This is a genomic window from Bacillus sp. GMa5/1 (assembly GCF_050172015.1).
Lineage (GTDB): Bacteria > Bacillota > Bacilli > Bacillales > Bacillaceae_G > Bacillus_A > Bacillus_A cereus.
The window spans coordinates 18,414-30,414 of record NZ_JBNLYC010000049.1 but is presented as its reverse complement, the minus strand read 5'-3'; the positions used below and the strand labels follow the sequence as shown (position 1 = coordinate 30,414).

Sequence of the window (12,001 nt, the reverse complement as noted above, 5' to 3'; positions counted from 1 at the left end):
TAATTTACCTAATGATTATAAAAAAACTTCAAAAGAAATCTATGAATTTATTTCATCATCTACGGATATTTTCGTAGAGCTAGATCAAGAATTAGACAAACTCGCCCAAGATGGTAACTTATTCAAGGCCAATTTTTCTTTTACAAAGCGCTTTGAGAAAATAAATGGGAGGAAACAAAAAGAGATTGAAAAGTTTTTGAACGAAAAAAATATTAAAACTTCAATTAACAGCAATAAAAAAAATTAACCGATGTGTTACATATCCCTTTCAAAATAATCAATAAGAAATGGCTATTTTGAAAGGGAGTTTTTGTGATATAACTATTAAATTCCCTAAACAAAAAAAGACGCTCCTAAACTAGGAGCGTCTTCCACTATTACGCTTGTTGTTGCGCGCTATATAATTCTTCAAGTGGCTTCATGATAATTTTGTTAACGTCACCGATTACAACGTTTAGGCGTTGCTCAGTTTCCATTAATTTTGTAATTTTAGCATCTTGTTGAATGCGAGCTACAACTTCTTGTGCTTGTTGGTTGTCTTCTTCAGTGATTTCTTGGCCTTGCATCATTTTTTGTTGTAGGCTAAGTTGCATTGTACGGAACTCATCGAATAAGTTCTTTGAAGCTGTGTCAGCTTGAACTGCTGCGTAGCTCTCTTTTAAAGTTTTGAAGTCTTCGTTTTCAGCGATTGCTTTTTGTAATTCATATGCAACATCATGAATGTTCTTTGTCATTTTATTTTTCCTCCTTTAGAAGGCTAGCGCTTTTCACTCGCACTGCCTTTTACGTGCATTTACATACGCACCTCTTCTTACCATATCAAACTATGCAAGAGATGTGAAGAAATTTCACTTTTATTTCTATGTACTCACCTTATTATCTAAGAAACAATAGTAACAATCCTTGTACGAGCCCGATCATTCCGCCTAATAACGCTCCTAAATACGTAATCATTTTCAATTCGTTTTTCGTAATAGACAGAACTAAGTCTTCTAATCTTTCTGTTGAGAATGTAGACACTTCTTGCTGGACAATTTCCGCAAGATGTAGATTATTTAGTATACTCTCTACATTTTCCGTTCCCCACTTTAAGCCTTTCGTTACTGCACTTGGAACCACTTTTTTAATAATTGTTTCTCGAACTGGTTCACATACTTGCTGAACAGATTGATTTAAAAACTTACTCACTGTTTCCTCTACTTTAACTGCTGACAGCACGGAGCTTACAATCATTTCTTTCTCTACAAATGCTTCTAATTCTTTTACATCTCTTCCTTTTAACTTTTCCCACTCTTTTTGCAGTACGTCAGTTAAAAGCTGCTTTGTAGCATCTTGCCCTAAAAACTTAATAACTTCTGGCTGCACACGATCCACAACACTTACATTTCCTAAAAACATCCCAACTAAGTTAAGTAGCGTTCCACGAGAAGCAAAGAAATCATCAATCATTTTTGAAAGACGCGCTTTCCCTTCTTCACTTTCAAAAAAGCTAATTCCTCGCTCTAAAATAAACGCCGAGGCATTCGGAATCGCATTCTCTATCTTTTCATGTACAGAATGAGGTAAAGCCTGTTCCCATGTATATGTATAATACTCTGCTAAAAATGCATGAATTTTTTCTGTAATCACATGTTCGATTTTTCGAGTTGCTTCTTCTTCTACATGTGCTACATTCCATTTTTCTAACATATATCGCAGTGATTGTTCATTCGTAATTACTTTATCCACTTCCACTTGCGCCCAGTGAATTAAACCTTTTTGAAACTCTTCATTTGTTAGCTTTTTTCCGATTCCTTCTGGTGTTAACAAATGTTCTACAACCATTTTTCCTAATTGAACAGCAAGTTCATCACGCCGCTTCGGAATTAACCCTGGTGTAAATGGAACTTGAAACTTTCCGATATAAATAGGACGATGAGGACGAAATAACATTTTTATCGCTAAATGATTCGTATATCCTCCAATAATTGCTCCGAGTCCTGTCGTCGTTAACATATTTAACCATATATTCATTACAATCAACCTTTCACTTCTCCAAAACTATAGCATATCATCATACGGACAAAAGTATAATGGTATAAAAACGTATTTGCAATATATAGCTTCGCCTATTATGCAAATAGTAGTAAAGGAGTGATTTCGTTGGTTCTCGGCCTTTTAACTTCTAAACTTCATTATGAGCAAACGTATTACACCGAAATCGCTAAACGCGCTCGGCTTTATCATAATGTCGTTGCCCAGTTTACGCCATTTTGTATTGATCCTAAAACAGACCTTGTTTCTGGTCTTATTTACGATACAGATACAGGAAAATGGAAAAAGCAAACATTCCCTATTCCTTCTTATATATATGATCGTTATTCTTTTCAAGAGGAAACAGACTTTGAAAAAGTAAAATCAATTATTCACTCTTTGCACAATCGTCCTTCCACTACCTTTTTAAATAACACACTTATTAATTCAAGTGAACTACATGATTTATTTCTCACTAATAAAAAACTGTCTCCTTATATACCAAAATTTGAAATTGCGACGATACAAAACATTTTCAAACTGTTGTTAAAAACTAAAGATATTATTATACGCCCCACTAATATACATTCTAAAGATAACTTATATCGAGTCGCTTACAAAAATAAAACGTTTCAGATCGATACGGTAAATGAAAAATACCATACTTCTATTCCAATCAAACGCACAGACGAATTTATATCTTGGTGTAAATCTAACATACGTTCATCACGTTACATAGCGCACACTATGCTACAACCACCAAATCAATTAACATATCCACTGCACATTCGAACCATTTTGCAAAAAAACAAAGAACAAACTTGGAATGTTATCGGTCAATTTATACAAAAAAGCTCATTTCCTAATCAGCTTTTACCCTCAACAACGGACGATGATTCATTACATTCATTTTCAAAAATTAAATACGTACTATCTAGTACAGGTGTGCAACTATTACACGACGCTTTACACGACATTATAAATGAAGTATTCCAAACACTAGATCAGTCTTATTCTTCGTTATTTGAACTAGAACTTTCCACAATTATGGATCAAAAAGGTGCAATCTGGCTTATGTATGTCAACACGATCCCTCCTTACGAACAATACATTCGTCATAGTGATTCATTAGCTGAAAAGATATTTCACGGACCACTTAAATTCAGTCGCTTTACACCATAATGAAAGGAGGTAAACCTATTTTGAAAGAACATATATATACATTAAACATTTCAGATGAACATCCAAATAGTATTACTTTACCTTACGTTTTTTCTATTACGCCACCTATTACATCCCTCTCCTTCGGCATACGTCATATAGCAAGTGAAGAAGTAAAAATTCATTATTCCTTTACTCGCGAAATTATTATTGGAAAACATATTGCCGATAAACTTTTACTACCTCAATCAACTACTATTCATGCATTCACACAAAACCAAACAATTATTTTCGGACCATTAATCGGCATTTTCACAACTGGCTTTAACGATGATTCTTCTAATCCTTTAGGAAATCGTTCAATTGCTCTCAGTGAGTTGTTAACACCACCATTCTCATTACGACCGTTCGTATTCGTCTTTGGCGTTCAACATATAAACTGGGAAGAAGAAACGATTGAAGGATATTTCTTTCAAGAGAAACAATGGATAAAGAAAAAGGTCCCTTTACCAAACGTCATTTACGATCGATTACCGAATCGACAAGCGGAAAATTATAAACCAATCGTCAGAGCAAAAAGAAAGTTAGAACAAGACTACTCCATTCCATGGTTTAACCCAGGTTTTTTCAACAAATGGGAAGTTCATCAACTTCTTATGAAAGACGAATCAATTAGACCCTTATTACCAAACACAGAAGCATTTCAGCATTTTGAACAAGTAGAACGGTTTCTTGGCACGTATAAATCTGTGTACATGAAACCAATACACGGGAGCTTCGGTAGAAATATTCATCAAATATTTTATTCTCAAACAGAGAATTGCTACTACTGTCGTTATCGCGAAAATGAAGAAAATAAACTAAGAAAGTATCAATCATTAGAAACTCTTCTAAACCACGTATTAAAAGGGCATGATTTAAAAAAGTTTATCGTACAGCAAGGTATTTCGTTACTTCGCTTTGATGGTCAACCTGTTGATTTCCGCATTCATACAAATAAAAATCATTTCGGTAATTGGATAGTTAGTGCAATCGTCGCCAAAATCGCCGGCAAAGGCAGTTTAACAACGCATGTAAATAGCGGCGGTAATACAAAATTGCTACAAGAGCTTTTTCCAGATTCAACGAAGCAAGTTCAAATTGAAAATAAATTAAAACAAACAGCTCTGCAAATAAGTTATGCACTCGACGAGCAAGTAACTGGAAACATCGGTGAGATTGGTTTCGATATCGGTTTAGACACAAAGGAAAATCCGTGGTTATTTGAAGCCAACTCTAAACCTGGGCGAACTGTATTCCAAGATGCCAAATTAAAAGAACAAAGTGAACTGACACGCCAATTATTTTACGAATATGCCGTCTACTTAACTGAACATTCTTTACGTGATACAAAGGAAAAAATGTCTCAAATAAAATCAGGGGCTTCATCAAACACCGAACATATCCCTTCTCCTATGATTCACTCACAAATACAAAAACAAAAACTTCCACCTAGATAATAAGGTGGAAGTTTTCTATTTACACAAGTTTTACTACAACCTCAGTTTCCACGCTACATACTCCGCAATAAAAAATATGATTGCAATATTCATTTGAATTATTATGCGTTAAACCATCTACTGCACTTAATAATTCTTGATCCATATAGGCACTATAATCGTCTATGTAATCGACAGACTTCCCATAATCTTGGAGTATACTTTGGCAATTTTGACAAGAATATGTTTGTGATTCTAATGCGTTGCAAAGCGGGCAAATCCCCATCATGATTCCTCCATACGTTATCGTTTAAAGCCTCTCTTTTTTAGAGTGAAGAGAGCAACCTATCCAGACATAGGAGTGCCCACTCCATCCCTACTTAAAAATAGAACTATAAAGTTGCTACCGATTTCATTTTTATTTCAATAAATCCTATATAAGAAGCTAATAATTAGCCTACAAGTAGCAGGCTACAATGAGAAAATTATATTTAATATCCTCCTTAGTTTGGCCTGTTTTCTTAAAAATACAACGATTACTCTTATTTCATAATTTACGAAATCAATAAGTTTTTTTGACAAAATTTACAAATTATTATTTTGTATATCTTTCTAGGTAACATCCATACTATGAGTACAAACTTAATTACCGATGGATTAGCGCCAACCGGGGCGATAATCTGGTTCAACTCCAGCTAGTCCAACCAAAAAAACTTTTATAACTCTAAGGAGGATATATTCCTATGGCAAACCAAAATTCTTCAAATCAATTAGTAGTACCAGGTGCAACAGCTGCAATCGATCAAATGAAGTACGAAATCGCTCAAGAATTTGGTGTACAATTAGGAGCAGATTCTACGGCTCGCGCTAACGGTTCAGTTGGTGGAGAAATCACAAAACGTCTAGTTGCAATGGCTGAGCAAAGCCTTGGCGGATTCCACAAATAAATATATATGGCAAAAAGGTCTCAAGGCATATGCCTTGAGACCTTCCTTAATTTATTGCAACATTTGTAAAAACTTCTTCGTACGTTCTTCTTTTGGATTTGTAAATACTTCTTCTGGTGTACCTTGTTCGACAACGACACCACCATCCATGAAAATAACACGGTTCGCAATTTGATGTGCAAAACGCATTTCGTGCGTTACAATAACCATCGTCATGCCTTCTTTAGCAAGTTCTTTCATTACTTTCAGAACTTCTTGAACGAGTTCAGGATCAAGCGCTGACGTCGGCTCATCAAATAGTAACACTTCCGGCTCCATCGCAAGCGCGCGCGCAATTCCAACGCGCTGTTGTTGTCCGCCTGATAATTGGAACGGATATAAATCCACTTTATCTGCTAAACCAACTTTTTCAAGGAAATAGTTTGCTTTTTTCTTCGCTTCTTCTTTCCCCATCTTTTTCACTGTAACGAGCCCTTCCATTACATTTTGAAGTGCTGTTAAATGCGGGAATAAATTATGGTGCTGGAATACCATACCTGTTTGCGTACGAAGATTAACAATATCTTTCTTCGTTACTTTTTGAGAGAAGTTAAGCTCTTTATTACCGATACGAATATTACCAGCGTTTGGTGTTTCTAATACATTGAGACAACGTAAGAATGTCGTTTTACCAGATCCAGACGGCCCAATAATAACAACAACCTCGCCCTTCTCAACTGTTAAATCTATATGCTTTAGTACGGTATTATCTCCGAAACTTTTTTGCAAGTGCTGAATTGAAATCATAAAAACAAAAACTCCTTTTGTAAAAGGATTATTTTAATGTGTAGCGTTCTGAACGCTTTTCTAACATCTGTTGTACGATTGATAATAAGAAACAAATAACCCAATAAATAAGACCTGCTTCAAAATAAACAATTAAAAACTCGTAGTTCATCGCCGCAATTTCCTGCGCTTTTCGGAACATTTCTGTTACTAAAATTAACGATGCTAACGAAGTATCTTTCACTAAGCTAATAAATGTATTCGAAAGCGGCGGGATTGATACGCGCGTTGCTTGTGGTAAAATAACATGTTTTAATGCTTGTGGATATGTCATCCCAATTGTATAAGCTGCTTCCCACTGCCCTTTCGGAATGGAAAGGATAGAAGCACGAATAATTTCAGATGCATATGCACCGACATTTAATGAAAATCCAACAACTGCTGCTGTATATGGCTCAACTTCAATATTAAGAGTTGGAAGTCCATAGAAAATAATAAATAATTGTACAAGAAGTGGCGTTCCGCGAATGATAGATACATAGATACGAGCAATCCATTGTAAAATACGACTACCAGAAATACGTGCGAGCGCTGTTAACGTTGCCAGTATAATCCCGATAATAAATGTAATAAGCGTTAATGGAATTGTTGTAAAAACAGCTTCCTTCAGCATAGGCATGAAGGAAGTCTGCATAATATCTATCCAAGTAGACAATCGATCTGAAACCAATGCACTACTTAGATACATTTTCACCGAACCATTTTTTCGTTATTTTGTCATACGTACCGTCTTTTTTCATATCTTCTAACGCTTTATCTACTTCTTGTACAAGCTTAGTGCTACCTTTACGGAATAAGAATCCACTTTCTGAAGCTTCTTTTTCAGTATCTACAATTTTAATTTTTGCATCTTTTTTCGTTTCTAAATAATTTAATACTGATAACTTATCATTAATTGTAAAATCAACGCGTCCTGAAGCTAATAATTCTGCCGCTTGGCTAAATCCTTCTACACCAATAATTTCCGCACCGTTTTTCTTAGCAATATCTGCATAGTTACTCGTTAAAGATTGTGCTCCTTTTAAACCTTTTACATCAGCAAATGTAGCAGGCTTATCTTTATCTTTTGCAATAACTAATGCCGCTGAAGATGAAACGTACGGTTTAGAGAAATCATATTTCTTTTGACGGTCTTCACGAATACCAACTTCGTTTGCAACCATATCGAAACGTTTTGCATCTAAACCAGCAAGTAAGCTATCCCATTGTGTTTCTTTAAATACAGGTTTTACACCTAAACGTTTTGCAACTTCTTCTGATAGTTCAACGTCAAATCCAGTTAATTTATTGCTTGAATCATGGAATGTGAACGGTGCGTATGTACCTTCTGTTCCAATTACAAGTTCACCGCTTTGTTTTATCTTTTGTAACGCGTCTTGACTAGCTGTATCTTTTTTCTCTTCTTTACCGCAGCCGGCTACAATCCCGATCGCTAATGTAGTTACTGCAAGCACTGAAAATAATTTCTTCATGATAGTAATCCTCCAAGTATTCTGATAGGAATTTAAAAACTATATTGATTGTATGCAATCTTGAACAATTTTTCAATGAAAATGTTCTTATTTAGTTTATCCTTTTTCTTCATAATCAAACAAAAGGGAAAAATAACGCTACATACAAAAAATAAGTAACATTTTTTAATATAGCATTAATTGTAGGAAAGGTAAAATAATACTTCTTATTATGTACCTTTATCGCCGACATTTTGCCAACAAAAAAGAACTTGCAATAATCGCAAGTTCTTCCCCGCATTAAGCGCTCTGGTTTCCTTCCATTTGCGTTTTATACATATCGTAATAACGCCCGCGCTTTTTCATGAGTTCATCATGAGACCCTTTTTCTAAAATCGTCCCTCTATCGAGCACAATAATTTGATCTGCGCTTTTAATCGTTGAAAGGCGGTGAGCGATAATAAATGTCGTTCTTCCTTTTTTCACAACTTCTAGCGCTTGTTGAATCATCGCCTCTGTTTCTGTATCGATACTAGATGTCGCTTCATCTAAAATTAAAATGGCTGGGTCAAAAGCGAGCGCCCTAGCAAACGATATAAGCTGACGTTCTCCGGTTGAAAGAGTACTTCCTTTCTCCGTAATTTCTTCATTTATATTGTTCGCAAATCTTTCAGCACCAACATCACGCAATGCTTTTACGATGCGCTCTTTTGAAATTTTTTCATTTTCTAAACTTACATTAGATGCTACTGTTCCGCTAAATAAAAACGGATCTTGCAGTACAATTCCCATATGTTCACGAGTTGCTTGTTTCGGCATCTCTTTTACATCATGACCATCAATCGTAAGCTTTCCTTTTTCAAACTCGTAAAACTGAAAGAGTACGTTCATAATAGAACTTTTTCCTGATCCAGTATGACCGACAAGTGCCACGGTCTCCCCTTGTTTCGCTTCAAAAGAAATATTTTTTAACACTTCATCTTTCCCATTATAAGAAAACGATACATTATCAAACTTCACATTTCCTTGTAAGCGAGGCATACGCTCTTCTTCTACTGCTTCTCCTTTTTCCTCTAACAATTCAAAAACACGCTCTGATGCAACACGCGATTGTTCTAAGTTAGCAAGCTGATTCACCATATTTGTAATCGGTGAGAACAATCGTGTTAAATAATCAACGAACGCATACAGTATCCCTAGAGAAATGACGCCTGTAGCACTTAATGAAGCTCCACCGAAATACCAAATCACACCTGTGAAAGCGATATTTCTTAATACGGATACTAAATTATGAGAAGTTGCTGCATTTAAATTCAAAATTTTATTTTGATACTTAAAATAATCGCCATTTAATTCTTCAAACTCTTTTTTCGTTTCACGCTCTTGACGGAACGCTTGAATAATTGGCATCCCTTGAATGGATTCATTTACTGTTCCGTTAATATCAGATAAACGAGAGCGCATTTTATGATTGTATACAGACGCGTATTTTCTATAAAGAATTGCCCAAACGATTAAAATCGGGATAATGAGTAAACATAACGTCGCCAATTTTACATCAAGTAAAAATAGCGCAGCGAATATCCCAATAATATAGATGATACTTGAAACGAATGTCGCAAGTACCGTTACGTATAGATCACGAATGGCTTCCGTATCATTCGTTACACGCGACACAATTTTCCCTGCTGGTAAATGATCGAAATAACGAATTGGCAACGTTTGAATATGAGAAAAAACATCTTCCCTCATAATTTGAATAATTTTGTTCGCTGCCTTTTGCAAGAAGAACTGCTTTCCGTATGCAAATAATGATACGACTACTAATAAAGCAAAATAGCCACCACCAAGTAATAATAGACGGTTTATTTCTGGCTTATAAAATGCAAATACTTCTTCCTTTGTTAATGCTTTCGCTTTATAAACTTGCACCGCCTTACCATTTTGAACGGTAATCATATCCCCTTTTACAGTACGTGATCCTTCTACATTTACTTTATTCGGTACAAAATAATATTGAAAACCGACTTGCATCACGCGTACTTCTTTTCCTTTTTTCTCGCCTTGTTCAAAGCGATCACTTCGCTTATAAAAAGCCCCATTATACGAAACAGCATCTTCACTCTGTTCTGTTTCATACCAAGGTTTCTCTATCCCGACGATATGATCGTCAATCATCGTTTTAGCGACGAAAGGACCAGCAAGCTCTGCGATGACGAAAATAAATAACATTAACATCGCAGCAAAAATCGTCCCTTTCACTTTCATCGCGTATTGAAACAATCGTTTTGAAACGCTCATATTTTCACCCCACTATCTGCACTTTCACTTTCACCTTGTTGTCTTTCAAACTGTTCAGCATACCATCCTCCCTTTTGGATAAGCTGAGCATGCGTACCTTCTTCTATAACTGCGCCTTCATCCATAACGAGAATCCAATCCGCATGTTGCACTGCAGATAAACGATGCGTCGTAATAATCGTCGTCTTTCCGCTTCTTTCCGTTCTTATATTTTCAATGATCGCTGCTTCCGTACGAGCATCTACAGCTGATAAAGAATCGTCCAAAATTAAAATTTCTGGATTTTGAATAACAGCTCGTGCAATCGAGATCCTTTGTTTTTGCCCTCCTGATAAAGAAACACCTTTCTCTCCAACGAGCGTTTCTAACCCTTCTGGTAAAAACTCTAAATCCTTTTTAAACGCAGCAATTTCAATTGCTTTCTCTAGTTCTTCTTCAGTCGCTTCCCTATTTCCGAATAAAATATTTTCTCGCGCTGTTTTTGAGAATAAAATATGCTCCTGCGGTACATAACCAATCCAGCCGAGTACATTTTCATTCGTCATTTTATCTAATGTCACATCAGAAACTGCAATATCTCCATCTCCAAGTGGATATTGACGAAGAAGCTGACGTACAAGCGTCGTTTTCCCGCTTCCTGTTTTTCCGACAACCCCAAGCGTCTCCCCTTGTTTTAAGGTAAACGAAACCTTTTTTAAATTTGTTTCAGTTGATGAAGGATATGAAAAGGTAACGTCATCAAACTGAATATAATCCGGCTCTTGCACAAGCTTTGGATGTTTCGGATCCTTTACATCTGGTTCATACGCTAACGTTTCATTCACACGGTCAAGCGAAGCATTTCCTCTTTGCATAACATTAATTAATTCACCAATTGCAAACATCGGCCAAATCATCATCCCTAAATACACGTTAAATGAAACAAGTTCACCAAGTGTTACCTTTGATTGAAATACAAGATATGCCCCGTACACTAAACCGATTAAATAACTAAGGCCAACAAGCATTTTCACAGTTGGTTGGAATAATGCGTCAATTCTCGCTACTTTCATATTTTTTTCGTAGACGTCATCTCCTAAGTGATGAAATCTTTCCTCGTCTGCATTCTCTTGTACGTATGCACGAATAACACGCACACCAGCGATTGATTCAAGCACTTTATCGTTCATATCACCAAACGCATCTTGCGCAACAGTAAATCTTTCATGCAATTTCTTTCCATATATATTCATCGCATACGCCATAATTGGAAGCGGAATAAGCGCTGCAAATGTAAGCTCCCAACTAATTGTAAATCCCATCATAAAAACGATCGTAAGCATGTATAAACTAGAATCCACAAGCGTTAATATACCAAAACCAGCTGTCATAGCGATTGCTTTTAAATCATTCGTTGCCCTCGCCATTAAGTCGCCAGTACGATTTTTTTGATAAAAAGTCGGCGTCATCTTAAGTAAATGCCCCATAAAATTAGAGCGCATCGTTTTCTCAAGTACAAATGCACCTCCAAACAACTGATGTTGCCAAACGAAAGTAAGACCATACCCAACGATTGTAACCCCTATTAAAATAAGAATAGATTGCATAATTGCTTCATTCGATAACGTTCCTGTTTTTATGTTATCAATCGTAACCCCTAACACTTTCGGGGGAATGACTTCAACTATATTTACAATTAAAAGAGCGCCAATGGCGATACTATATCTCTTCCAGTGCTCCCTAAAAAACCATTTTAACTTTAGTAATACTGATAACAATGTAACCTCTCCCTTCTCGTTCTGGTTTCCCTCTCATTTCTTTATCCGCTATCCAGACCCATCACATT

At 36.0% G+C, this 12,001-nt stretch carries 12 protein-coding genes; 4 read left to right on the top strand and 8 right to left on the bottom strand.

Translation table 11 applies throughout. The features are described from left to right. Positions 1 to 247 (top strand): NDxxF motif lipoprotein (locus ACQGSG_RS14210; RefSeq protein ID WP_426947535.1); only part of this gene is annotated, 247 nt, incomplete at its 5' end. Positions 248 to 377: 130 nt separating this feature from the next. On the opposite strand, the gene ACQGSG_RS14205 is transcribed toward ACQGSG_RS14210, so the two are convergent. Next, the gene (locus ACQGSG_RS14205) at positions 378 to 734 is read right to left on the bottom strand and encodes a YlbF/YmcA family competence regulator (RefSeq protein WP_000164614.1); all 357 of its coding nucleotides are present in this window, start codon (positions 732 to 734) and stop codon (positions 378 to 380) included. 142 nt (positions 735 to 876) lie between these two features. After that, complete coding sequence (locus tag ACQGSG_RS14200; RefSeq protein WP_141558791.1) at positions 877 to 2,013, bottom strand: DUF445 domain-containing protein; 1,137 nt, start codon at positions 2,011 to 2,013, stop codon at positions 877 to 879. Positions 2,014 to 2,142: 129 nt separating this feature from the next. On the opposite strand from ACQGSG_RS14200, the gene ACQGSG_RS14195 reads away from it, so the two are divergent. Together ACQGSG_RS14195 and ACQGSG_RS14190 are read left to right on the top strand one after the other, a co-directional pair. Further along, the gene (locus ACQGSG_RS14195; protein WP_000242813.1) at positions 2,143 to 3,195 is read left to right on the top strand and encodes a YheC/YheD family protein; all 1,053 of its coding nucleotides are present in this window, start codon (positions 2,143 to 2,145) and stop codon (positions 3,193 to 3,195) included. A 20-nt stretch (positions 3,196 to 3,215) separates the two neighbouring features. After that, entirely contained in the window at positions 3,216 to 4,673 is a 1,458-nt protein-coding gene (locus ACQGSG_RS14190) for a YheC/YheD family protein (RefSeq protein WP_000658091.1), read from the top strand. Between the two features lie 19 nt (positions 4,674 to 4,692). On the opposite strand, the gene ACQGSG_RS14185 is transcribed toward ACQGSG_RS14190, so the two are convergent. Beyond that, on the bottom strand, positions 4,693 to 4,938 hold the full coding sequence (locus ACQGSG_RS14185; RefSeq protein ID WP_000510475.1) for a hypothetical protein: 246 nt from the start codon (positions 4,936 to 4,938) through the stop codon (positions 4,693 to 4,695). 457 nt (positions 4,939 to 5,395) lie between these two features. On the opposite strand from ACQGSG_RS14185, the gene sasP reads away from it, so the two are divergent. Continuing rightward, a complete protein-coding gene (gene sasP, locus ACQGSG_RS14180) occupies positions 5,396 to 5,599 on the top strand; it encodes a small acid-soluble spore protein, SasP family (protein ID WP_000013338.1) in 204 nt (67 codons plus the stop codon). Between the two features lie 51 nt (positions 5,600 to 5,650). On the opposite strand, the gene ACQGSG_RS14175 is transcribed toward sasP, so the two are convergent. The 5 genes from ACQGSG_RS14175 to ACQGSG_RS14155 form a co-directional block, all read right to left on the bottom strand. Next, the gene (locus tag ACQGSG_RS14175; RefSeq protein ID WP_000623610.1) at positions 5,651 to 6,385 is read right to left on the bottom strand and encodes an amino acid ABC transporter ATP-binding protein; all 735 of its coding nucleotides are present in this window, start codon (positions 6,383 to 6,385) and stop codon (positions 5,651 to 5,653) included. A gap of 28 nt (positions 6,386 to 6,413) precedes the next feature. Further along, positions 6,414 to 7,112 carry an amino acid ABC transporter permease gene (locus ACQGSG_RS14170; protein ID WP_325842973.1) on the bottom strand — a complete coding sequence of 233 codons (699 nt, stop codon included), beginning with the start codon at positions 7,110 to 7,112 and terminating at the stop codon, positions 6,414 to 6,416. Continuing rightward, positions 7,099 to 7,896 (bottom strand): amino acid ABC transporter substrate-binding protein, encoded by a 798-nt coding sequence (locus ACQGSG_RS14165; protein WP_000732836.1) that lies wholly within the window; start codon positions 7,894 to 7,896, stop codon positions 7,099 to 7,101. The genes ACQGSG_RS14170 and ACQGSG_RS14165 overlap by 14 nt, the downstream gene beginning before the upstream one ends. Before the next feature lie 279 nt (positions 7,897 to 8,175). Beyond that, complete coding sequence (locus tag ACQGSG_RS14160; protein WP_000116650.1) at positions 8,176 to 10,176, bottom strand: ABC transporter ATP-binding protein; 2,001 nt, start codon at positions 10,174 to 10,176, stop codon at positions 8,176 to 8,178. Then, positions 10,173 to 11,933 carry an ABC transporter transmembrane domain-containing protein gene (locus ACQGSG_RS14155; protein ID WP_325842974.1) on the bottom strand — a complete coding sequence of 587 codons (1,761 nt, stop codon included), beginning with the start codon at positions 11,931 to 11,933 and terminating at the stop codon, positions 10,173 to 10,175. Before ACQGSG_RS14155 ends, ACQGSG_RS14160 begins: the two co-directional genes overlap by 4 nt. Between the last annotated feature and the right edge of the window lie 68 nt (positions 11,934 to 12,001).

Bases quoted from the DNA above. Each gene is read 5' to 3' on its own strand.
- ACQGSG_RS14205 (WP_000164614.1), bottom strand. From the start codon at position 734: ATGACAAAGAACATTCATGATGTTGCATATGAATTACAAAAAGCAATC.
- ACQGSG_RS14200 (WP_141558791.1), bottom strand. From the start codon at position 2,013: ATGAATATATGGTTAAATATGTTAACGACGACAGGACTCGGAGCAATT.
- ACQGSG_RS14185 (WP_000510475.1), bottom strand. From the start codon at position 4,938: ATGGGGATTTGCCCGCTTTGCAACGCATTAGAATCACAAACATATTCT.
- sasP (WP_000013338.1), top strand. From the start codon at position 5,396: ATGGCAAACCAAAATTCTTCAAATCAATTAGTAGTACCAGGTGCAACA.
- ACQGSG_RS14175 (WP_000623610.1), bottom strand. From the start codon at position 6,385: ATGATTTCAATTCAGCACTTGCAAAAAAGTTTCGGAGATAATACCGTA.
- ACQGSG_RS14170 (WP_325842973.1), bottom strand. From the start codon at position 7,112: ATGTATCTAAGTAGTGCATTGGTTTCAGATCGATTGTCTACTTGGATA.
- ACQGSG_RS14165 (WP_000732836.1), bottom strand. From the start codon at position 7,896: ATGAAGAAATTATTTTCAGTGCTTGCAGTAACTACATTAGCGATCGGG.
- ACQGSG_RS14160 (WP_000116650.1), bottom strand. From the start codon at position 10,176: ATGAGCGTTTCAAAACGATTGTTTCAATACGCGATGAAAGTGAAAGGG.